Source organism: Plantibacter sp. AC185, from assembly GCF_979258065.1.
On record NZ_OZ409831.1, the window covers coordinates 1,430,326 to 1,452,833 of the forward strand.

The following is a 22,508-nucleotide window of genomic DNA, read 5'->3' on the forward strand; positions in this document are numbered from 1 at the left end:
ATCAGCTCGGGCCGGCCGACTCGAGGTCGGCGAGACCCTCGACCCGCACGGCGAGCTCCTCATCCCGTCCGAGGACGGCGCGGAGGAGGCGCTGCGAGTCACGCCGGACGGAGAGCACCGCGTCGTCGCGTCGCAGCAGGAGGGTGCCGTCCGGCCCGGTGTAGCGCTGCTGCAGATCGTCCAGCTCACCGGCCCGGAGCAGCGCCACCGTGCTGGACGCCGCCGGGTCGACGAGACGCACGAGGGCCGACTCGCCCTCGAGCTCGCTCGCGACCACCCGCCGGGCGCTCGCGTCGAAGATCGTCTTCTGCGCCGCCCGGGTCACGACGAACGGTCGTGCCGGACCGTCGAGCAGCCGGTCGACGACGTCGCGGGCCGCGTCGGGGCGACCGACCCGTCGGGCCGCGGCCTGCATCCGCGCCAGACGACCCGGCTCGCCGAGGATCCCGTCGATCTTCCACCCGATCGTCGTCGCGGTGTTGCACCGGACGGCGGCACCCTGCTCCATGAGGTAGTCGCCGTTGCGGACCTCCTGCCCGGGGATGGGGTTCACGAGGACCATCGGCAGACCGGCGGCCATGCACTCCGACGCCGACAGTCCTCCGGGCTTGCCGATGAACAGGTCGGCTCGGCGCAGGAGCCGCGGCATCTCGTCGGTGAAGCCGAGCACGGTGTAGCGGTCGTCGCCGGGCGCGATGAGGTCCTCGACGCTCCGCCGCAGTGCCTCGTTCCGCCCGCACACGATCGTCGCGGTGAACGGCGACCGCAGGTGCAGCGTCTGTCGGACGACCGCGAGCGCGTAGTCACCGCCGGACGCACCGGCCGAGATGAGCAACATGGGCGGTGCTGCCGGGTCGCGCTCGGCCGGGGTGCTCGGCTGGGCGGCGATGGGGATCCCCGAAGCCACGACGCGGTCGGGCGGGAGACCGAGGGCCGTCAGCTGGACCCGTCCCTCCTCCCGGGCGAGGAAGAGCGCGTGGAAGGCGCTCGTCAGCCAGAGCCCCTGGAAGTCGTAGTCCGTGGTGACGATCGCGGTCCTGGCGTCGACGGCGCCGCGGAGGATGAGGGAGGCCAGCAACTGGGCCGGGAGGAAGTGGGTGCAGATGATCGCGGTGGGTCTGAAGCGTTTGATCGCGCTGACCACCGGCATCGCGTTCGCCCGCGTCCAGGGGTCGAGCGGGCCGCGACGACGGAACGGTGCGTCGCTGAGGTCGTAGCCCCACTCCACGAGCCAGGGCGTCTCCTCGACGAGCACGAAGTACCCCTTGCCGAGGACGTCGCGGTACAGGGAGGTGCTCGCCTGCAGGACGTCCAGCACCTCGACCTCGGTGACGTCGGGACGCCCGGCACACGCCTGTTCCACGGCGGCGGCGGCGCTGTTGTGTCCGGACCCGACCCCGGCCGACAGGATCAGGACGCGTTCGCCGCCATCCGGTCCGGGGTGCTGCTTCGATGTCCTGCGCATGAGCCGATGCTAGCGCGCGGCCTCCGGCGCCAGGGCTGCCTCGTACAGGCTGATGAGGCGGGTGGTCTGCGTCGACTGGCGCAGGGTGCGGGCGAGGCCCGGTGCGACGACCGGTGCGGTTCCCGCCTCGATGTCGGCGACGGCGCGGCGGATCGCTTCGGCGAGCGCCTCGACCCCACCGTCCGTCGGCTGCCACATCGAGTCGGCCGGGAGCTCCGCCGCGATGTTCGGGTCGCTGATGATCGACGGTGTGCCGAGTGCGGCCGCCTCGAACACGGTCATGCCCTGCGTCTCGAACCCGATCGACGTCTGCACGAGGGCGTCGGCGTCGGCGATCGCGCGCAGCGAGTCGGGGTACGAGACACGACCGGCGAAGACGACGTGGTCGGCGAGGTCGTGTTGTGCGACGAACGCCTGGGCCTTCGCGAGCAGGAGTCCGGCCCCGTACAGGCGGAACACCGCGTCGACGTCCGCGAGCCGGACCGCCTCGAGGAACTCCATGAGCCGCTTCTCCTGGCTGAAGCGGCCGATCCACACGAACGACGGCAGCCGGTGCGGCACGTGGAGCGTGGTCGCGCGTTCGTCGAGGATCTCGTCGAGCACCGCGTCGTCGACGCCCGTCGACAGGACCTCGGCGTGGGCGGTCACGCCCTGCTCACGGAGGACCCGCGCGAAGTGGTGCGACGGCGCGATGACGACGGCCGCACGCTTGGCGAACTCCTGCAGGTAGGACCAGACGCCGGTCGGCAGGGTCGAGAGCCGCGGCCGGAGGACCCGGCGCTGCCACCACGACAGGGCTCCGACGACGAGGCCCGGCGCCGGCATGGTCTGTTCGATGCCGACGTCCATGCGGTTGTGCATCGTGTGGAGGGCCGGGATCCCGTGCCGTTCGGCGTAACGGTAGGCCGTGAGCGCCTGCCAGAAGTCGGCCTGCACGTGCACGACGTCGACCGGGGGCAGCTCGGCCAGACGTGCGTCGAGCCAGCGGTCGGTGAGCCGGCCTGGCACGGTCATCGAGTACTCGCGGTCGAGCGTGATGGGGATCGAGGGGGTGTCGAGGTAGTGCGGGTCGTCGTCGTGCGCCTGGTGCATCCGCGGCGAGCACACCGTCACGGTGTGCCCCGCGGCCTCCAGGAAGCGCCGCTGCAGCCGGATCGAGACCTGGGCCCCGCCGGACGACTCGGGGTGCTGGTCGCTGAAGACGAGGATGTGCATGGTCACCAAGGCTACCCGTGGCACCCGGGTCGCAGGTGTCCGGCGCCGCGACTCAGGCTTCGTCGAGGACGGCGACGATCGACTCCTGCAGGTACCCGAGCCAGGCGTAGATCGCCATCATGAGCTGGGGATCCTGCTCATCGTCCGAGCTCGTCGGAGACGGGTCGAACGGCTCCGCGTCGTCCTCCTCGATGCCGAGTCGAGCCGCGATGGTGAGCCGGGTGTCGTTGAGGAACCGCAGCCAGGTCCAGGCCGTCTCGCCCTCGAGGGTCACGGCTGCACCGTCCTCGTGCCCGGCTGGGACGTCCGTCGGCTGAGCCGCGTCGGACGCGTCGGCGGTGAGCGCCGCCAGGACGGTCCGCGCCGCGGTCACCTTGCCGCCGACGAGGTCGTCGGCGGTGAAGCGTCGGAACTCCGCGGCGGCCTCGGGGTCGTCGCGGTACCCCTCCGGCACCAGTCGCGCCATGGCGGGGTCGAGCTCCACAGCGGTCGCCAGCCCGGCGCGCGTCGCGTCCTCGAGCATGTCGACGAGCTGGCTCGCCAACTGTTCGAGGATCGAGGTCTCCTGCTCGTCGAGACGGAGCACGACGGGTCCGACGGGCGGACGGACGAAGGCGCTCATGCGTCGGCCTTCGCGAGCGAGGCCCAGAGCCCGTACCCGTGCATGGCCTCGACGTGGCGCTCCATCTCCTCGCGGTTGCCGGTCGCGACGACCGCACGGCCCTCGTGGTGCACGGCGAGCATGAGTCGCTCCGCCTCCTCGTGGGTGTAGCCGAAGTAGCTGCGGAACACGAGCGAGACGTAGGACATGAGGTTCACCGGGTCGTTCCACACGATGGTGACCCACGGCTGCATGGTGAGGGTCGCCTCGTCGACGATCGGCTGGTCGAGGATCTGCGCCATCCTCCAAGCCTCCCACGATGCGTGCCGCAGCGCCTCCCTGCCGGGGTCCGACTCAGGAAGCGGACGGTGCGCCGGCGCGCGGCTGGCGGAGCGGCAAGGTCACGGTGAAGGTGGAGCCGCGGCCCGGGCGGCTGGACACGGTGATCCAGCCATGATGCGCCTCGGTGATGGACTTCACGATCGACAGCCCGAGGCCGACGCCGGGCCGCGCGTCGTCGCGGACCTCCCTGGCCCGGAAGAAGCGGTCGAAGAGCTGCCGCTGAGCGTCCGGTGAGATGCCGATGCCGGTGTCCGCGACGTTCACGGTGCAGGTCTCACCGTCCACTGCGACGGTCACGACGACGCGCCCACCTCGCGGGGTGTACTTCACCGCGTTCGACAGCAGGTTGTCGAGGACCTGGCGGAGCCGGCCACCGTCGCCCTCCAGTTCAACGTGCGGCGGGACCTCGGCTCGGACGACGACACCGGCCTCCGACGCCTGCGGCAGGATCGCTCCCACGCTCTGCCGGGCGATGTCGGCGACGTCGGTGAGGGCGATCCGCACCCGCATCTCGGCGTCGCCCGCCGCGAGCAGGTCGCCGATGATCGCGTACAACTGCTCCGCGTTGCGCTGGATCGTCGAGACCTCGCGCTCGAGCCCGAGCTGCCGCAGGTCATGTCCCTCGGTGAGGAGGTCGAGGTAGCCGATGATCGACGTCAACGGGGTGCGGAGTTCGTGGGACACGTCGATGAGGAACGCTTCCCGCAGCGCCACCGCGTTCGCGAGGTCGGTCACGTCGTGACCGACGGTGATGGTGCCGACGAACGTGCCGTCGTTGGTGTGCACCTGTCGCGCGTTCCCGATGATGGCGCGCTGGTCGCCCGGCTCCCCCACCCAGTACAGATCGCCGCGGAAGCTCTCTCCGCGCAGCGCCCGGTTGATGACCTGCTCGTCGGGCCGCAGCCGGGTCTTCCGGTCCGGTCCGTAGACGTGGACGCCGGCGCGGGTCTTGGGGTCGAACCCCGCCAGTCGGGCCTGCTCGTACGTGGCCTCATTCCGGAGCGCCACCGTGCCGTCGGGCCGGAAGAAGGCGACGGCGGCGTCGACGGATTCCGAAACCGTCGTCGCGACGGCCGCCGCTTCCGTCGCCGCGGCGAGCGCGATGCGCGCACGTCCCTCGTGGGCGCGGAGCTGGCGCGCGGCCAGGTGCACGGTGACGGTCATGATGAGGACCAGGGCCGGCAGGATGCAGATCGCACCCCACCCGCCAGGCGTCGTCGGCCACGCTCCGGCGCGCGCGACCGGCACCAGGGAGACGAAGATCGCTCCGAACACCGGCACGGGCAGTGCCGAGACCCCGAACCCACCCGCGAGCCAGAGCACCGGGATCACGATGAGGAGACCCGACGTCGGCAGGTTCGGCAGGGTGTCGCGGAAGAACCCGACGGCGAGGATGTCGATGGTCGGAACGAGCACGAGCAGGCCACGGAGCTTGCCTGACGGCGGCACGGCGAAGAGCAGGGACGTGGCCGCAGCGGTCAGGGAGAGCCCGATGAGGAAGTCGGGCTCCAGCAGGGTCCACGTCGAGGTCAGGCCGATGTACAGCCCGAGCATCAGGATCGAGGCGATGAACGCGAACTGCGCACCGGCGAAGAGGTGGTTGGTCCGCGGCAGCGGTGCGGCTGCCGCGACCGGGACGGAGATGCCGACGGCCGGGGATGCGGGCCGTGGGGCGGCGGCAGGTCGAGCCGGGGCGGGCCGAGCCTGGCCCGGCTGCGTGGAGGCTGGCCGAGCGCCGCCACGATCACGGAAGCGTGGGTCCTGGGGCTGACGCTGGGCCATGGCTGCTCTCCGGAAGGGGACGAGCGATCACCGGGATCGGGTCGCTCACTCCCGAACCCTACCCGGTGAGCGCACCGCCTTCAGCAACTGTTGACAGTAGGCGACTCAGGTCGGGAGTCGATCGGGCCGCTTGGGCGGGTACACCCAGGTGACCATCACCACCGAGATCATCATGAGGAGGAACCACGACACCAGCTTGGTGAGCGGGACCAGCTGCCAGCCGTCCTCCTGATTCGGGTACAGCCAAGCGCCCGTGATCGTCCCGATGTTCTCGGCGATCCAGATGAAGCAGGCCACGAGCAGGAACGCCACCAGCACGGGCATGCGGTGCGTCCGACGGAACACGCGGAAGTGCATCATCGTCCGGGCGAACACGACGAGGACGGCTGCGAGCAGCACCCATCGCAGATCCACGATGAAGTGCTGGCTGAAGAAGTTCACGTAGATGCCGGCTGCGATGATCGTCGTGAGCCACACCCGTGGATAGCGGTCGAACCGGAGGTCGAAGAGCCGGTACACGCGCACCATGTACGACCCGACGGCCGCGTACATGAAGCCGGTGTACAAGGGCACGGAGCCGAGGTGCAGGACCCCGCCGCCGTCGTACTCCCACGACCCCACCCCGGTCTTGAACAGCTCCATGCCCGTCCCGACGACGTGGAACAGGACGATCACCCAGAGCTCGCGGCCCGTCTCGAGCCTGGTGACGATCATGACCACCTGGATGGCGATGGCAGCGACGACGAGCGCGTCGTTCCGGGCGAGCCAGACATCGTCCGGGTACCAGAGGCGGGCGGCGACGATGACCGCGAGCATCGCTGCGCCGAAGATGCACGCCCACGCCTGTTTCGCCCCGAAGACGAGGAACTCGACGGCCTTCGCCCGCGCACCGCCGTCGGGGGCGTCGCGCAGGAGCCGGTTGGCCCGGTCGTCGATCCAGCGCTCGACCGCGGTCAGTTCGTGCTGGTCCACCCGACGTGCGTCGCGACCCGCTCCGTCTGCGGGGGTGGGCGGCTCGGACATCGGGCCAGCATACGGGCACACGCCGCGCCCGAGCTGAGACGTCGGGACCACCCCGACGCGGGCTGCGACGTCGCGGCTCGAGCGCCTCTGGAACGCCGCCTGACGTCCACAACTCCTGCAACGCCCGTCCGGACGGTCGACGATGCCGGTGTTCGAGCGGCCCCTGCTCGCCGAGCGGTCCAAGCAGCAGGAGTTACGGACGCGGCTCGCCGGCGGCCCGGGGGCGCGAGATCGTCACCGTGAACTTCTGGTTGCGCGCGAACTGCGTCGTCGGACCGACGAGCCGCTCGAGGGCAGCCCGGTAGCCGAGGTGCGAGTTCCACACGACGGCGAGGGTGCCACCCGGCTGCAGGACACGCGCGGCCTCGGCGAACAGGTCGTGGGCAACGCCCGTGTGGACGGTGGTCCCGCTGTGGAAGGGCGGGTTCAGGACGATGAGGTCGGCTGACGCGTCCGGCTGCATCGACAGGCCGTCGTCGCGGAGCACCGTGATGCGCTCGGCCAGCCGGCGGTCGGCGTCGTCGTTGGCCGCGATGGTCGCGGTGGTCGAGGCGACCGCTGCAGCGGACTGGTCGGTCGCGATGACTGCAAGCTCGGGTCGGGCGATGGCGAGCGACACCGCGAGGACGCCGGTGCCGCAGCCGAGGTCGATGGCCGTCCGGGCGTCGGGCGCGATCTCCGGCAGCGCCTCGAGCAGGAAGCGGGTACCGATGTCGAGCTTCGTGCCCGCGAACGCCGTGCCGGCGGCGGCGATGGTCAGGCCGATGTCGGCATGGTGCTCGGTGCGCAGCGCGGTCGGGGCCGTGGTGTCAGCCTCGTCACGCGCTCCCTCGACGGCGGCGGTCACCGGGTCGCTGGCGCGGAGCACCCGGGACTTCTGCCGGGCGAGGCTCGCGGTGACGGTCGAGAAGCTCCGACCGAGGACCTCGTTCATCGCGGGCGTCAGGTGTTTCACCCGGCCACCCGCCAGGAGGCGGACGTCTGCGGCGCTCCAACGGGTCACGGCGGCGGCGATCTCGTGCAGTGCTTCGAGGTGCTTCGGGAGTTGCACGAGGACGAGTGATGCGCCCGTGAACAGCTCCTCGCCGAGCGGCAGGTTGCGGAAGCCGCCGTCGACGCCGAGCCGTTCGGCGTTGGCCGCGAGGGCCCGTTCTCCGACGGCAGCGTCCTGGTGGACCCGGACGTCGGTCGCCCCCAGGAGCGCGATGGCGCCGAGGGTCAGCGCCCCGTAGGCGTCGCCGACGACGACGATCTCGCCGGGCGTCGGCACCCGCCCGGCCAGGGCCTCGGACGCTTCGTCGAGCAGGAGCCGGTCGGTCGCGTCGACGGCGAAGAGGTTGGGTGCCTCGTGATCGGGGAACCGGCGCAGCGCGTCGAAGGAGAACTCGGGCATCCCCTCAGCGTACCGGCGGGTCGTCCGCACGGGTTCGCGTGGTCAGGTCGAGGGGACCGCCGCCACGGCGTCGATCTCGACGAGCGCTCCCGGACGTGCGGGCGCCACGGAGACGACCGTGACAGCGGTCCGGCGACCGCCCCAGACCGCCGCGGTCGCCGCGTAACCGTCGGACGGATCAATGCCCGGCGCAAGGTAGATGGTGAGCTTCGCGACGTGCTCGGGCCCGGAACCGGCTTCGGCGAGCACGGTGAGGACGTTGCGGAGCGCCTGCTCCGTCTGCGGGCCGAGGCCGTCGAGGAGGGCGCCCTCGGCGTCGACGCCGTTCTGTCCGCCGATGAACAGCGTCGGACCGGCTGGGAGGATCATGCCCTGCGCAAAGGCGGGGCTCGTGTACATGGAGGGCGGATCGACGGCGATCGGCATCGTGGTCATGCTGGCGTCCCTTCTGGAGCGGCGACACAGCCTGGAGCGGCTGATGCAGCGATTCTGCTCTCGGGGACCGACACCGTCCAGTGGTCAGCCGCGTCGGCGGGCGCGTCGGGCCGGCTTCTCCGCCTTCACGGCTCGGAGGACGACCGGGAACAGCAGGACGCCGAGCCCGGCGGAGACGAGGAGGTTGACGACCGTGGCGATCGCGACGCCCTGGCCGAAGGCGCGCACGGTCTCGAGTCCGCTGGCGTCCTCGGCTCTGACGCTCGCGATCGCGCCGAACACGACGACCACGCTGATGACCGCGAAGACGAACTGCAGCGGGACCGTCGCCCACATGCCCCAGTGCGTGACGGCTCCCGCGCGACGCACGCCGTGACGTCGCAGGATCCGCACGCTGAGCGCGATGCCACCGAAGAAGGCGACGACACCGAGCGCGACGTACCCCCACACCCAGGCCCCGAACGGAGGCGACAGGAACAGCAGGATGAACCCGAACACGCGGGAGAAGCCGTCGAGCCACTCGGCCTCGCCCGCACCGAGCAGGACGCCGACGAGGATGGGGGCGCCGATCACGACGAGCGTCAGCAGCGGAAGCACGCCCGCGATGACGCCGAAGTACATGAGCGGGTAGGCGGTCAGCCCGGTCAGGCGGGCGCCGCGCCGCCTCCGGGCCGTCGCGGGTGCGGTCTGCGCCGGGTCCGGCTTCGTCACCACGGGCTGCGCGCTCATGCCCCAACCCTACGCGGCGCGCAGACATACGACAGCGCACTCGTGGTCGTCATCCACGCGGGATGACGGCGACGAGTGCGCTGTGGTCGGCTACTCGGAGAGCGACGGCCGCCAGACGACGACCTCGGTCCGGCGGCGGGTGCGGGTACCGCTCCGCATCGGGACGACGCTCCCCTCCATGCCGGCGGCGAACACCCGGTTGCCCGGGGTTCGCAGCAGGGCGTTGGCGAGCGCGTGCTCGAGCTCCCGCACCCGGCCCTGGAGCGAGCTGACCTCGTTCTCCAGGGTCAGGATGCGGGAGATGCCCTCGAGGCTGACGCCCTCGGCACTGAGCCTGGACACCTCACGGAGCTGGGCGATGTCGCGCATCGAGTACCTGCGCGACTTCCCGGCGGTCCGCGTCGGCGACACGAGCCCGAGCCGGTCGTACTGCCGGAGGGTCTGCGGGTGCATGCCGGCGAGCTCGGCAGCCATCGCGATCGCGAAGACCGGCGAATGCTCGTCCATGCTCCCTGCCCTTCCGTGCGCTGCTGGCTACTAGCCCCGAGCCCGAGCGATGAGCTCGTCGCGGGGGTTGTCCTTCGGCTCCAGCTCGTGGAACCGTTCGAGTGCCTCCTTGGCCTCGCCGCCGAGATGCGCCGGGACGACGATCTGCACGACGGCCAGGAGGTCGCCGGTGCCCTTCGTCGTCGCGACACCACGGCCCTTGACGCGGAGGACGCGGCCGCTCGGCGTACCGGGGGCGACGCGCAGCTTGACGGGGTCGCCGCCGAGCGTCGGAACCTCGATCGTGGCGCCGAGCGCGGCCTCCACGAAGGTGACCGGCACGGTGACGCGGAGGTTCAGGCCGTCGCGTTCGAACACGGGATGCTTGCGGACACTCACGGTGACCACGATATCGCCGGCTTCGCCGCCGTCCGGACTCGGCTGCCCCTTGCCGCGCAGGCGGATCTTCTGTCCATCCGACACACCCGCCGGGATCTTCACCTTGATGGTGCGTCCCTCGGAGGTCTGCAGGGAGATGGTGTCGCCCTGCGTGGCCGTGATGAAGTCGATCGTCGTGTGCGCGGTGATGTCGCGGCCCGGCGTGGGTCCGCCGTAGCCGCGGAAGCCACCTGAGGTCTGGCCGAAGCCACCCTGGCCGAACATGCCGCCGAGGATGTCCTCGTATCCGGGAGGAGCCTGCTGGTAGCTGTAGCTCTGGCGACCGCCACCACCACCGCCCCCACCGAACATCGTCCCGAAGACGTCCTCGAAGCCGCCCTGGCCGCCGCCGGCACCCGGGGCGGTGAAGCGAGCTCCACCGCCCATGGCACGAACGGCGTCGTACTCCTTGCGCTGCTCGGGGTCGCCGAGGACCGAGTGGGCCTCGCTGATCTCCTTGAACTTCGCCTCGGCCTTCGCATCACCCGGGTTGGAGTCCGGGTGGTACTGCCGGGCGAGCTTCCGGTAGACCTTCTTCAGTTCCGCCGGCGTCACGTCCTTCTTGACGCCGAGGACCTTGTAGAAGTCCTTGTCGAACCAGTCCTGACTCGCCATGGCTAGCTCGCCGGGACCGCGACGACCACCTTCGCGGCGCGCAGCAGGGTGGAGCCCAGGTGGTACCCGGTCTCCACGACGTCGAGGACGGTCTCGCCCTCGGCGCCCGGCGTGGGCTGCTGGAAGATGGCCTCGTGCACGTTGGGGTCGAAGGTCTCGCCGACCGCTCCGAACGGCTTCAGCCCGAGCTTCTCGGCAGCGCCGCGGAGCTTGGCCGCGATCTGCGTGAAGGGGGCGTCGCCCTCGAGGTCGCCGTGCTTGTCAGCGCGGTCGAGGTCGTCGAGCACCGGCAGCAGGACCTTGGCGACCTCGCCGGTGGTGCGCTCGCGCTCCACCTCGCGGCCGGCCTCGGTGCGCTTCCGGTAGTTCGCGTACTCGGCCGTGACGCGCTGCAGGTCGCCGAGGCGTTCTGCAGCGAGCTGCTCGGCCGGGGAGAGGTCGCCGCCCTGCGCGGGCTCCTCGGGAGCCGCGTTGAGGATGTCCTCGACGGTCAGCTCGTCGTCGGCGGCCGGTGCGTCGGCGCCGGCGGATTCGGCAGGTGCGCCCGAGGGGGCCGACGCGTCGGCGTCAGCCCCCTCGGTGCCAGGCTGACGAACCTCGCCGGTCTCCGGGTCGTCCCCATGCTTCGCGGCCTGTCCTGAGCCTGTCGAAGGGATGATGGGATCGTCCTGGTTCTGGTTCTGGTTCTCGTCAGTCATGGTTACTTCTTGTCCTTGTCGTCTTCGTCCTCGACGACCTCGGCGTCGACGACGTCCTCATCGGAGGTCGCCTCCTCAGCCGGGGCCTCGGTTCCTGCGGCGGACTCGGAGGCCTGCGCCTGGGCGTAGATCGCCTCGCCGAGCTTGACCTGGCTCTCGTTGAGCTTGTCGAACGCGGTCTTCACCGCGTCCTCGTCCTCACCGGCGAGCGCGCTCTTCAGGGCGTCGACATCGGCCTGGACGTCGGTCTTGACGTCCTCGGGCAGCTTGTCGTCGTTCTCCTTGATGAGCTTGTCGATCGAGTAGGCGAGCTGCTCGGCGCTGTTGCGGACCTCGGCCTGCTCGCGGCGGGCCTTGTCGTCCGCAGCGTGCTCCTCGGCCTCGCGGACCATGCGCTCGATGTCCTCCTTGCCGAGGGACGAGCCACCGGTGATCGTCATCGACTGCTCCTTGCCGGTGCCCTTGTCCTTGGCGGACACGTGCACGATGCCGTTGGCGTCGATGTCGAAGGTGACCTCGACCTGCGGCACACCGCGCGGAGCCGGCGCGATGCCGGTCAGCTCGAAGGTGCCGAGGTTCTTGTTGTCGCGGGTGAACTCGCGCTCGCCCTGGAAGACCTGGATCGCGACGGACGGCTGGTTGTCGTCGGCCGTGGTGAAGGTCTCGCTCCGCTTCGTGGGGATCGCGGTGTTGCGCTCGATGAGCTTCGTCATGATGCCACCCTTGGTCTCGATACCGAGCGACAGGGGGGTGACGTCGATAAGCAGCACGTCCTTGCGCTCACCCTTCAGCACGCCGGCCTGGAGGGCGGCGCCGACGGCGACGACCTCATCAGGGTTGACGCCCTTGTTGGGCTCCTGACCACCGGTGAGCTTCTTGACGAGCTCGGCGACGGCGGGCATACGAGTCGATCCACCGACGAGCACGACGTGCGCGATGTCGGAGACCTTCACGCCGGCCTCGGCGATGACGTCGTTGAACGGCTTGCGGGTGCGCTCGAGGAGGTCGTTGGTGAGCTCCTCGAACTTCGCGCGGCTGAGCGTCTCGTCGAGGTTCGCCGGGCCGTTCTCCGTGAGGGAGAGGTACGGGAGCTGGATCGAGGTCGACATCGAGGAGCTGAGCTCCTTCTTCGCCTGCTCGGCGGCCTCCTTGAGGCGCTGCTTCGCGATCTTGTCGCCCGAGACGTCGACACCGGTCGAGTCCTTGAAGCGCTTGATCAGGTAGTCGACGACGCGCTGGTCCCAGTCGTCTCCACCGAGGCGGTTGTCACCCGAGGTGGAGCGGACCTGGATGGTGGAGAAGTCGTCGTCCTTGCCCACTTCGAGCAGCGAGACGTCGAAGGTACCGCCACCGAGGTCGAAGACGAGGATGAGCTCGTCCTCCTTGCCGCGGTCGAGGCCGTAGGCGAGAGCAGCGGCTGTCGGCTCGTTGATGATGCGGAGCACGTTGAGGCCTGCGACCTCACCGGCCTCCTTCGTGGCCTGACGCTCGGCGTCGTTGAAGTAAGCGGGGACGGTGATGACCGCGTCGGTCACGGTGTCGCCCAGGTACTGCTCGGCGTCGCGCTTCAGCTTCGCGAGAATGCGAGCGGACAGCTCCTGCGGCGTGTACTTCTTGCCGTCGACGTCGAACTTCCAGTCGGTGCCCATGTGGCGCTTGACGCTCGCGATGGTGCGGTCGACGTTGGTGACGGCCTGGCGCTTCGCGGTCTCGCCGACGAGCACCTCGCCGTCCTTGGTGAATGCGACGACGGAGGGGGTGGTGCGGAAGCCCTCGGCGTTGGCGATGACGGTGGGTTCTCCACCTTCGAGGACGGCGACCACCGAGTTGGTGGTACCGAGGTCGATGCCTACTGCACGTGCCATGTGTTGGTTCTCCTTGTGTTGACTGCCGGTTCGGAACTCGTCGACTCGGGCGGCATGCTGTGGGCGTCCGGCCGACTCGACGAGCTCGGCACCGAGCTGGTTGATGGGGTGATGCTGGTGTGACGTCGAGACTTGAGCCCCGATGACTCAATGCTACCGAGGCCCGGTTTCGACGTCAAGAAAGTTGAGTCCGCCTGGCTCAACTCCCAGCGGATGGCCAGTTTGCCTGCGCGGCGGCCAGCCGGAACGGCGACAGGCCCAGGGTCCGGAGGTCCGGTCCCTGAGCCTGTCGATCCATCTCCCGGCTTAGGCGGCTTCCGCCACCACCACGGACCGTTCGGTGACGACGATCTTCCCGCCGACCGCGTCGACGTGCACGGTCGAGCCGTCGCCGACCCCACCACTCACGACGAGCTCGGCGATGCGGTCGTCGACCTCACGCTGGATGAGGCGACGCAGGGGGCGCGCGCCGTACTCCGGCTCGTAGCCGAGCTCCGCGAGGAGCGCGAGCGCCTCGGGCGTCGTCTCGAGTGACGCACCGCGCGCGGCCAACCGTTCGGTCGTGCGGCCGAGCATCAGCCCGACGATCTCCTGCAGCTGCTGCTGGTCGAGCTTGCGGAAGAGGACGATCTCATCGATGCGGTTGAGGAACTCCGGACGCATCGCCTCGCGCAGCTTGCCCATGACCCGGGCACGCAGCGCCTCCTCGGAGCCGAAGCCCGTCGGGTCGTCGGCGCCGCCCGCCACGAAGCCCATCGCACCGGACCGGGAGGCCAGGAACTCGGAGCCGAGGTTCGACGTCATGACGACGACCGTGTTGCGGAAGTCGATCGTCCGCCCCTGACCGTCGGTCAGGCGACCGTCGTCGAGCACCTGCAGGAGCAGGTTGAACACGTCCGGGTGCGCCTTCTCGATCTCGTCGAACAGCACGATCGAGTACGGGTTGCGTCGCACGCGCTCGGTGAGCTGGCCCGCCTCGTCGAACCCGACGTACCCGGGAGGGGCGCCGACGAGTCGCGACACCGTGTGGCGTTCGCCGAACTCGCTCATGTCGAAGCGGATCACCGAGTGCTCGTCAGCGAAGAGGGATCCGGCGAGCGCCTTCGCGAGCTCCGTCTTACCCACGCCGGTGGGACCGAGGAACAGGAAGCTGCCGACGGGTCGGTTCGCGTCGCCCATGCCCGTGCGGTTGCGGCGGACGGCCTTCGACACCGCGGTCACGGCGTCGTGCTGGCCGATGACGCGAGCGTGCAGTTCGTCCTCGAGGCCGGCGAGACGTTCCCGCTCGCCCTCCGTGAGCCGACTGACCGGGATGCCGGTGGCGCGGGACACGACGCCGGCGATCTGGGCCTCGTCGACGACGGCGTCGCGGTCGGTGCGCGCGCCGGGGCCGTTGGAGGCGGCGTCGAGCTTCGCCTGCACGGCGGTGATCTCATCGCGGATGCGCGAGGCCTCCTCGTAGTGCTCGGCCGACACGGCAGCGTTCTTCGACGCCTCGAGTGTCGCGAGCTCCTCGACGAGGGCGCTCACGTCGACCGCCTTCCCGAGCCGCAGCCGCAGCCGGGCGCCAGCCTGGTCGACGAGGTCGATGGCCTTGTCGGGCAGGACGCGGTCGGGCAGGTAGCGGGCCGAGAGCTCGACGGCGGCGCGGAGGGCGGCGTCGGTGAAGCGGACGTCGTGGTGCTCCTCGTAGGCAGGACGGAGACCGTCGAGGATGAGGACGGCGTCCTCGATCGACGGCTCGCCGACGCGCACGGGCTGGAAGCGGCGTTCGAGTGCCGGGTCCTTCTCGATCCCACGGTACTCACGGAGCGTGGTCGCACCGATGAGGTGCAGCTCACCGCGCGCGAGACGCGGCTTCAGCATGTTGCCGGCGTCCATGCCGCCCTCGCCGGAACCTCCGGCACCGACGACGGTGTGGACCTCGTCGATGAAGACGATCAGTTCGGAGCGGTTGGCTGCGATCTCGTCGAGCAGGCCGGTGAGGCGCTCTTCGAAGTCACCGCGGTACCGGGTTCCGGCGACCATGGCCGGCAGGTCGAGTGAGATGACGCGCTTCCCGCGCAGCTGCTCCGGGACGCCGCCGTCGACGATCGCCTGGGCGAGCCCCTCGACGACCGCGGTCTTGCCGACGCCGGCCTCGCCGACGAGCACGGGGTTGTTCTTCGTGCGTCGGGAGAGGATCTCGATGGTCTGCTCGATCTCCTCGGAACGTCCGATGACGGGGTCGAGCGATCCGCCGGCGGCGAGCGCCGTGAGGTCGGTGCCGAAGCGGTCGAGCATCGGGGTGTCCGAGTCGAGGTCGTCTGCATCGCGGTCGTCCTGGTCGTCGGTGGCGACGCCGGGGTCGCCGACGGTCTGGCGCATGCCCTGGGTCAGCGCCTCCGCCGTGACGCCGGCGCGGGCGAGGACTTCACCGGAGGGCGAGTCCTGGTTGATGACGAGCGCGAAGAAGAGGTGCTCGGGGTCGACGTACGTCGATCCGGCGGCGCGGGCCACCTGGTAGGCGTGGAACAGTGCGCGCTGGGCCGACGGCGTGATGGCCGGGTCCTTGACGCTCGGCGAGGACGCCTGCGGCAGGCGCTGCTCGGCGGCCTTGGCGATGACCTTCGGGTCGACGCCGAGGCGCGCGACGGCGTCCTTCGCGGGCTCCTCGCTCACGATGACGCGCAGGATGTGCAGCGCGTCGAGCTCGTTCTGGCCGCGCTCGAGCGCGAACCGGCCGGCGCGCTGCAGGATCTCCTGCGTCCGTGCGGTGAGGAAGCGGCTGAGGTCGATGGTCCGCGCCGAACGCGCCCGCTCGCCCTCGAGGTATCGGGCGAGGAAGTCGTCGAACGACGACGATCCGCCGTCTGCTGCTGCGCCGCCCTGGGTGAAGTCTTCGGGCACGTGAACCTCCTGGATTCAAACTTGAGTGTCGTACGCTCAAGTCCAACGCGGGGTGCCCGAAGCTATTCCCGGGCCCGTTCCGCATCCCAGCGAACCTTCAGCGAGCGAGCCTGTCCACCGCCGACCGACGATGCTCCAGCGCCGCGGGCAAAGCGAGGGCGGCGGCCAGCACACAGAAACCTGCAGCGCCGACTGCGAGGCCTGGCACGACGGCGAGCACGGGGCGCGCCCCCGTTTCGAGGCGACCGAACGCCTCAGCCTCCACCACTGAGACAGCCGCTGCCGTCAGGAGCCCGAGAAACGTCGCGGTCACGGCATACATGAAGGCTTCGACGATGCCGGCCCCGACGATCGAGCGGTGACTGACGCCGCCCACAGCCAGCAGCGCCCGCTCGTGCGTTCGCTCACGAGCAGCCATCACCACGACCGTCGCGGTGCCGGCGATCGCCAGGACGACCGTCGGACCGAGAATGGTCCAGACGCCGGAGTGGTTGATACCGTGCTCGCCGGCGGGCACAAGCCCGGCCGCCCTCCTGGCGGAATCGGCGGTCTCGAACACGGTGTAGATCGAACTCGCGAGGGCGACCGCGACGTAGAGCGGAACGAGGGAGACGCCTACACGGTCCAAGCGGAAGGCGCAGCCGCGACGCGCGAGGTACCAAGCGGTCGACCATCGACGTGGGACGATCCACGTCCACGCTGCGAGGAACAGCGCAGTGACCCGCGAGACGTGCAGCGCGATCAGCGGGATGATCAGCAACGACAGGAGCATCGCGAGGCCGACCAGGAGCCCGAGCCGACTGGACACGTCGCCGCTCGCCGAGCCGACCATTCCGGCCGCCATTGCGAGGACCGCCGCCGAGATGACCAGGCTGAGCGCGAGCCTGAACGCGGTCGGGCGACTGCGGACGACATCTGCGCTCAGGACCGCGTCGACCGCCGGTACCCGGAGGATCGAGCCGACGCCTCGCAGACCGGCGAGCAACAGGATGCCGATGATTAGTGCCCAGGTCGACAGGAGCGCCAGCGTGCTCGCCGGGGCAACGACGATCGCGGTGACCGCGTTGGCCTGCAGGACCCAGGCGGTGAACCGCGGCGCGACCAATAGGGCCAGCGGCAGCCCGAGCGCTCCGCCCACGGTCCCGAGCACGATCAGCTGCGATACCAGGACGCCGGCGATCCGCACTGACGACATCCCCGCGAGCTTCCAAGTCGCGAACGGTCGACGCTGGAGTTGCACCGCCAAGGAGACCGCGCTGGAGGTGATGACGAGGACGGCGAGCGAGGCCATCCCGTACATCGGCGTGCTCAGATTCCGGACGATGCGCTGTTCCCGGACGGGCAGCCGATCGGCGACCTCCACGAGCACTCCCACGCTGACAAGGAGCGCGTTCGCGAGTGCCAGGAACAGGAGCAGGGAGATCCACACCCGCCACTGCTGCTGGAGTGTGCGGAGAACGAGACCGGCCATCGTCATGCTTCCACGGACGTATGGACACTGTCCGCGCGGGCCGTTTCGATGGCGGACAAGAGCGCTTCCGGGGTGGCGGACGTCAGCTCGGCGTGGACGGAACCGTCACAGAGGACCAGCACACGATCCGCACGCGCAGCAGCGTCGAGGTCATGAGTCACCATCACCATCGTGCGTTCGGAACCGAGCGATCCGAACAGGAGGTCGAGCACGACCCGTCCTGACGACGTGTCGAGTGCACCGGTGGGTTCGTCGGCGAAGACCAATTCAGCCTGGGACAGCAACACCCGGCCGATCGCGACGCGCTGCCGTTCACCGCCTGACAGCTCGTCCGGGCGATGCCGGAGGCGCGACGCCATTCCGATGTCCGCGGCGACATCTGCGACCGCCTGACGCCCGGCTGCGCGACCGGCGAAGAGCGCTGGCAACGCGAGGTTGTCCCGCACGTTGATGGAGGGGATCAGGTTGTAGTCCTGGAACACGAAGCCGACGGACCGCCGCCGGAATCGGGAACGACCCCATTCGGTCAGGGATGACAGCTCCGTCCCCAACGCCACGACGCTTCCACGTGTCGGAGCTCGGAGACCAGATAGGCAGTGCAGGAGTGTCGACTTCCCGGATCCCGAGGGCCCGACGACCGCCAACGACTCACCGGCGGCTACAGAAAGACTCACCCCCCGCAACACGTGGACCGGGTCGCGGCGACGCGGCGAATAGCCGAAGGAGAGATCGCGTGCTTCCAGGCTCATCGTTGCAGTGTCTTTCGTCGTTCAGGCACGGTGTCTCCACCACCTCAGGTCGGTCGTGAGCATCGGGGCTGCTACGCTCGATGTCCTTGAAATATCAAATGTAGAGTTCGGTGTCGTCGACTGCAACGCCGGGCCTCCGCGCTACCGCCCGTTCACCACGCGGCACTAGCCTCAGTGCATGAGCACGACTCCCCCAGGTGGCACCGACGACACCGGCCGGACAGGCGGGCACGGCGACGAAGCCCCGCGTCTCGGATCCCGGCCCCGCAACTTCCCGCCACCACCGCTCGTCACCCCCGACGCCGCAGCAGCCACCGTCGACCTCGACACCTCGCAGGTCGCCGCTGTGAAAGCGCAGGCGGGTCGCAAGGGTCGCATCTTCGCGTGGAGCCTGTGGGACTGGGGCTCGGCGTCGTTCAACGCCGTCGTCACCACCTTCGTGTTCACCGTCTATCTGACGAGCGACTCCTTCGGCGAGGAGGCCGCAGTGTCGGCGTCCCTCGGGTGGGCGCTCGCCGCCGCCGGGCTGCTGATCGCGATCCTCGCGCCGGTCGTCGGCCAGCGGTCGGACTCCGCCGGGCGGCGGAAGTTCTGGCTCGGCTTCAACACCTACGTCGTCGTCGCGATCACCGCGCTCCTCTTCTTCGTCGCCCCCGATCCGAACTTCCTCTGGCTGGGCCTCGTCCTCCTCGCGGTCGGCAACATCGTGTTCGAGTTCGCCGGCGTCAACTACAACGCGATGCTCGCCCAGGTGTCGACGCCCACCTCCATCGGCAAGGTCTCCGGTCTCGGCTGGGGCATGGGGTACATCGGCGGCATCGTGCTGCTGCTCATCGTGTACTTCGGCTTCATCTCCCCCGAGGTCGGACTCTTCGGCGTCACCGGCGAAGACGGCATGGACGTCCGCGTCGCGATGCTCGTGTCTGCGGCATGGTTCGGGATCTTCGCCCTGCCCGTGCTGTTCGCGGTGCCCGAGTACCACGCACCCCAGGCCGTCGCCCGGCCGCACGTCGGGTTCTTCGCCTCCTACGGCGTCCTCGCCAAGAGCATCGCGGAACTCTGGCGCGACAGCCGACAGACGCTCTACTTCCTGCTCGCGAGCGCCGTGTTCCGCGACGGGCTCGCCGGTGTCTTCACCTTCGGTGGCGTCCTGGCCGCGGGGACCTTCGGCTTCTCACCCGGCGAGGTGATCATCTTCGCGATCGCCGCCAACGTCGTCGCCGGGATCGCGACGATCACGATCGGCCTGCTCGACGACAAAGTGGGCCCGAAACCCGTCATCGTCGCGTCGCTCATCGGCCTCGTCATCGCCGGGAGCGCCGTGTTCTTCCTCCACGAGGGCGGCGCGACGATCTTCTGGATCTTCGGCCTCATGCTGTGCCTGTTCGTCGGCCCTGCCCAGTCGGCGAGCCGCTCGTTCCTGGCGCGCATCATCCCCGAGGGCCGCGAGGGTGAGGTCTTCGGCCTCTACGCCACGACCGGCCGCGCCGTGTCCTTCCTCGCGCCGACCGCCTTCGCTCTGTTCGTCACGCTCGGTGGGGCGCAGTTCTGGGGGATTCTCGGGATCGTGCTCGTGCTGCTCATCGGCCTCGGACTGCTGATCCCGGTGCACGCCAAGCAGGGGCGGCTCCGCTCGCGGGCCTGATGCACGGCTCCACCACTCAGACCGTGGGTCCATCAGCTTGATTTCGTAATTACGATATTTGTACACTTGGGTCATGACGACCATCGACCCCGGGGATCACGAGGCACGTCTCGCGCGTCTCGAAGCCGCCGTGTTCGCCCGACCGGCCGACGACGACACGACCACCGAGCGACCGGATGACGTTCCGTCCGCAGCGGCGGCGAGCGATGCCGACGACACCTTCTGGGCGCTCCGCGGGCTCGAACAGCGGACGGCCGAGCTCGAGCACGGGGCGGTCCTCTTCACCGGATCGGTCGTCGCCGGCGGCGGACCCGTGCAGTGGCAGTACGCCAGGGCGACCGACGACCTCCTCGCGCTCGGCGACGACCCCGACGCCGTGGAATCAGCAGGCTCCGGTCCACTCGCGACGGCGGCATCGCGACTCGCAGCCATCGGCTCCCCCGTCCGGCTGCAGCTGCTCCTGGCCGTCGCCAACGGCACCTCCGCACTCGCGGACCTCGGCGAACTCGACGGCATCGGGACGACCGGCCAGGTCTACCACCACGTCCGCGTCCTGACGGCCGCCGGCTGGCTGCAACCAGCCGGCCGCGGTCGGGTCGCGGTCCCACCCATGCGACTCGTCCCGCTGCTCGTCGCCGTCGCCGCCATGGAATGACCACCGACCCCAGGAAGGACCCCGCATGACCGCCACACCACGCAGCACGTCCCGACCCAGACGGGTCTGGGTCATCGCCGCCGTCAGCACCGCTGTCGCCCTCGCGATCGGGCTCGCCTTCCGGCCAGGGCCCTCGACGCTTCCCCCCGAAGCCACCGGCGACGCCGAACTCGCGGCCACCGTCCGCGAGCTCGCCGGCCCCGACCGCAAGGCCCTGCTGGCCATCGTCGTCACCCCGGACGGCACCCGCACCGCGACGATCGGCGCCCAGCCGAACACCCGGTTCGAGATCGGATCGGTGAGCAAGGCCTTCACCGGACTGTTGCTCGCCGACTCGATCGAGCGCGGCGAGGTCACCCCGGACACCAGGCTCGGTGAGCTCCTCGAGCTGGGCGACGCGCCCGCGGCGGACGTGACCCTCGAGCAGCTCGCCACCCACACCTCCGGCCTGCCCCGGCTGCCGATCGACCTCTGGACGATCCTCTCCTCGACGTGGTTCGCGCTCACGACGGCGAACCCCTACGGCGAGGACCTCGACCGGCTGCTCGAGCAGGCGCGGTCCGCATCCCTCGACACCCCGAAGGGTACCTACTCCAACCTCGGCTTCGAACTCCTCGGTGCCGCCCTCGGCTCGGCCGCCGGCACCAGCTACGCCGACCTCCTCGAGGAACGGATCACCGGTCCGATGGGACTCGACTCGACCAGCCCCGTGAGCGATGCGGCCGACCTCGGCGATCGCGACCTCCTCGGCGAGACCGCCGGCGGACGGACCGCCGCAGCATGGACCGGCACGGCGATCGGGCCCGCTGGCGGCATCCGCTCGGACACGGAGGATCTCGCGCGCTTCGCGGAGCGACTGGCCGACGGCAGCGCGCCGGGCATTGAGGCGCTCGACCCACAAGCGGCGTTCGGCGATCGCGAGATCGGCTGGGCCTGGATCACCGATCGGAAGGCGATCGGCGGTGAAGACCTCGTCTGGCACAACGGCGCCACGGGCGGCTTCGCGTCCTTCGTCGGCGTCGTGCCGGCGACCGGCACCACGGTGGTCCTCGTCTCAGCGACCCAAGAGTCGGTCGATGCGGCCGGCGTCGCCCTCCTCGAGCAGATCGGAGCAGCACGATGATCGAGATCCTGATCCCCGCCGGCGTCGCCCTCGTCGTCGCGTGGGTGCTCGCCCTCCAGGTCGTCCACGCGTGGAGTACGGGACGCTGGGCGGCGACCGAGCGCCACCGACTGGTCGTCGACGCGGTCGACAGCATCGTGATCCTCGCCCTCGTCCGCGCCCTCGCCGCGCCGGTCGGCGTCTGGTCCTGGGCGTGGGTCCTCGCCGTCGCGATCGTCGGCTTCGGACTCGCAGGCGCAGCACTCCGCTGGAACACACTCCCCTGGCACGCACCCAAGCCGAAGCGGACCCTCGACGAGCACGGGGCGACGGTCGAGACAGCCGTCGAACCCCGCACCCGCGGTCGGCAGGTCCTGTCGGGGATCTACGCCGTCGTCGGTGCCGCGATCGTCGCGCTCTGCTGGTGAGCGACCGCAGCCCGCGGTCGGGTCAGGCGCCCGGGAGCACGAGCCCCTTCCGCAGGGTGACGTTCCCGTACTTCCTGGTCTCGCCCGTGCGGATGATGAGGAACGCCGTGGCGGCCTCGTCGTAGTAGGCGAACCGGTCGACGAAGCGCACGGCGTCCTCGGTCGTGCCGGCGGCGGCGATGAGTTCCCGCTGGACGTCGAGCACCGTACCGTCGGCGCTCGTCATGAGGTCGAGCACGGGCTCGTCGTCGAGCGGGATCACCGTGCGCACCGCTCGGAGGACCTCCGGCGTCGACAGCGTCGGCAGCACGACGACGCGTTCGCCGAGCCGGGCGGCGGGGAAGTGCGCGTCGGCGATCACCACCGCGTCCGAATGTCCCATCGCGTCCAGGTGCAGCAGCAGTTCGCCGCTCAGCACCGGGTCGATCCCTGTCAGCATGGTGACCTCCTCGTCATGGTTCCGTGTCCATCCGTCTGCCCGA

At 70.1% G+C, this 22,508-nt stretch carries 21 protein-coding genes; 4 read left to right on the forward strand and 17 right to left on the reverse strand.

The window, feature by feature from the left end; translation table 11 throughout:
* Position 1: 1 nt before the first annotated feature.
* From ACZZZB_RS06740 to ACZZZB_RS06815, 16 genes are all read right to left on the reverse strand, one after another.
* On the reverse strand, positions 2 to 1,465 hold the full coding sequence (locus ACZZZB_RS06740) for an MGDG synthase family glycosyltransferase (protein ID WP_463529242.1): 1,464 nt from the start codon (positions 1,463 to 1,465) through the stop codon (positions 2 to 4).
* A 9-nt stretch (positions 1,466 to 1,474) separates the two neighbouring features.
* The gene (locus ACZZZB_RS06745) at positions 1,475 to 2,680 is read right to left on the reverse strand and encodes a glycosyltransferase (protein WP_229940168.1); all 1,206 of its coding nucleotides are present in this window, start codon (positions 2,678 to 2,680) and stop codon (positions 1,475 to 1,477) included.
* Positions 2,681 to 2,732: 52 nt separating this feature from the next.
* Complete coding sequence (locus ACZZZB_RS06750; protein ID WP_192004454.1) at positions 2,733 to 3,302, reverse strand: DUF2017 family protein; 570 nt, start codon at positions 3,300 to 3,302, stop codon at positions 2,733 to 2,735.
* Positions 3,299 to 3,583 (reverse strand): ATP-dependent Clp protease adapter ClpS, encoded by a 285-nt coding sequence (gene clpS / locus ACZZZB_RS06755; protein ID WP_056009029.1) that lies wholly within the window; start codon positions 3,581 to 3,583, stop codon positions 3,299 to 3,301. Before clpS ends, ACZZZB_RS06750 begins: the two co-directional genes overlap by 4 nt.
* A gap of 52 nt (positions 3,584 to 3,635) precedes the next feature.
* Positions 3,636 to 5,405, reverse strand: a complete 1,770-nt coding sequence (locus ACZZZB_RS06760) for an ATP-binding protein (RefSeq protein WP_463529243.1) — start codon at positions 5,403 to 5,405, stop codon at positions 3,636 to 3,638.
* A 105-nt stretch (positions 5,406 to 5,510) separates the two neighbouring features.
* Positions 5,511 to 6,428: a DUF817 domain-containing protein gene (locus tag ACZZZB_RS06765; RefSeq protein ID WP_192004452.1), complete on the reverse strand. Its 918-nt coding sequence runs from the start codon at positions 6,426 to 6,428 to the stop codon at positions 5,511 to 5,513.
* 193 nt (positions 6,429 to 6,621) lie between these two features.
* On the reverse strand, positions 6,622 to 7,821 hold the full coding sequence (locus ACZZZB_RS06770) for a class I SAM-dependent methyltransferase (RefSeq protein ID WP_463529244.1): 1,200 nt from the start codon (positions 7,819 to 7,821) through the stop codon (positions 6,622 to 6,624).
* Positions 7,822 to 7,863: 42 nt separating this feature from the next.
* Positions 7,864 to 8,256: a RidA family protein gene (locus ACZZZB_RS06775; protein ID WP_463529245.1), complete on the reverse strand. Its 393-nt coding sequence runs from the start codon at positions 8,254 to 8,256 to the stop codon at positions 7,864 to 7,866.
* A gap of 84 nt (positions 8,257 to 8,340) precedes the next feature.
* Positions 8,341 to 8,985: a hypothetical protein gene (locus ACZZZB_RS06780; RefSeq protein ID WP_463529246.1), complete on the reverse strand. Its 645-nt coding sequence runs from the start codon at positions 8,983 to 8,985 to the stop codon at positions 8,341 to 8,343.
* Between the two features lie 90 nt (positions 8,986 to 9,075).
* Complete coding sequence (locus tag ACZZZB_RS06785; protein ID WP_064297156.1) at positions 9,076 to 9,492, reverse strand: heat shock protein transcriptional repressor HspR; 417 nt, start codon at positions 9,490 to 9,492, stop codon at positions 9,076 to 9,078.
* 30 nt (positions 9,493 to 9,522) lie between these two features.
* Positions 9,523 to 10,524, reverse strand: a complete 1,002-nt coding sequence (locus ACZZZB_RS06790; protein WP_194599428.1) for a DnaJ C-terminal domain-containing protein — start codon at positions 10,522 to 10,524, stop codon at positions 9,523 to 9,525.
* Positions 10,525 to 10,526: 2 nt separating this feature from the next.
* A complete protein-coding gene (locus ACZZZB_RS06795; protein ID WP_463529247.1) occupies positions 10,527 to 11,222 on the reverse strand; it encodes a nucleotide exchange factor GrpE in 696 nt (231 codons plus the stop codon).
* A gap of 2 nt (positions 11,223 to 11,224) precedes the next feature.
* Positions 11,225 to 13,087, reverse strand: a complete 1,863-nt coding sequence (gene dnaK, locus ACZZZB_RS06800) for a molecular chaperone DnaK (protein WP_085511953.1) — start codon at positions 13,085 to 13,087, stop codon at positions 11,225 to 11,227.
* A gap of 306 nt (positions 13,088 to 13,393) precedes the next feature.
* Complete coding sequence (locus ACZZZB_RS06805; protein ID WP_463529248.1) at positions 13,394 to 15,976, reverse strand: ATP-dependent Clp protease ATP-binding subunit; 2,583 nt, start codon at positions 15,974 to 15,976, stop codon at positions 13,394 to 13,396.
* A 97-nt stretch (positions 15,977 to 16,073) separates the two neighbouring features.
* The gene (locus ACZZZB_RS06810) at positions 16,074 to 17,447 is read right to left on the reverse strand and encodes an FtsX-like permease family protein (RefSeq protein WP_161578558.1); all 1,374 of its coding nucleotides are present in this window, start codon (positions 17,445 to 17,447) and stop codon (positions 16,074 to 16,076) included.
* A 2-nt stretch (positions 17,448 to 17,449) separates the two neighbouring features.
* The gene (locus ACZZZB_RS06815; protein ID WP_191940400.1) at positions 17,450 to 18,196 is read right to left on the reverse strand and encodes an ABC transporter ATP-binding protein; all 747 of its coding nucleotides are present in this window, start codon (positions 18,194 to 18,196) and stop codon (positions 17,450 to 17,452) included.
* Positions 18,197 to 18,374: 178 nt separating this feature from the next.
* Between ACZZZB_RS06815 and ACZZZB_RS06820 the strand changes: the two genes are divergently transcribed.
* The 4 genes from ACZZZB_RS06820 to ACZZZB_RS06835 all read left to right on the forward strand — a co-directional run bounded on the left by ACZZZB_RS06820 (position 18,375) and on the right by ACZZZB_RS06835 (position 22,026).
* Entirely contained in the window at positions 18,375 to 19,841 is a 1,467-nt protein-coding gene (locus tag ACZZZB_RS06820; protein ID WP_463529249.1) for an MFS transporter, read from the forward strand.
* 73 nt (positions 19,842 to 19,914) lie between these two features.
* Positions 19,915 to 20,496, forward strand: coding sequence for an ArsR family transcriptional regulator (locus tag ACZZZB_RS06825; protein ID WP_463529250.1), 582 nt, complete (start codon positions 19,915 to 19,917; stop codon positions 20,494 to 20,496).
* Between the two features lie 25 nt (positions 20,497 to 20,521).
* Positions 20,522 to 21,619 carry a serine hydrolase domain-containing protein gene (locus ACZZZB_RS06830; protein ID WP_463529251.1) on the forward strand — a complete coding sequence of 366 codons (1,098 nt, stop codon included), beginning with the start codon at positions 20,522 to 20,524 and terminating at the stop codon, positions 21,617 to 21,619.
* Positions 21,616 to 22,026, forward strand: a complete 411-nt coding sequence (locus tag ACZZZB_RS06835; protein WP_463529252.1) for a hypothetical protein — start codon at positions 21,616 to 21,618, stop codon at positions 22,024 to 22,026. The genes ACZZZB_RS06830 and ACZZZB_RS06835 overlap by 4 nt, the downstream gene beginning before the upstream one ends.
* Before the next feature lie 22 nt (positions 22,027 to 22,048).
* Here the strand turns inward: ACZZZB_RS06835 and ACZZZB_RS06840 are convergent, their stop codons facing one another.
* Positions 22,049 to 22,465, reverse strand: a complete 417-nt coding sequence (locus ACZZZB_RS06840) for an RbsD/FucU family protein (RefSeq protein ID WP_085511960.1) — start codon at positions 22,463 to 22,465, stop codon at positions 22,049 to 22,051.
* Between the last annotated feature and the right edge of the window lie 43 nt (positions 22,466 to 22,508).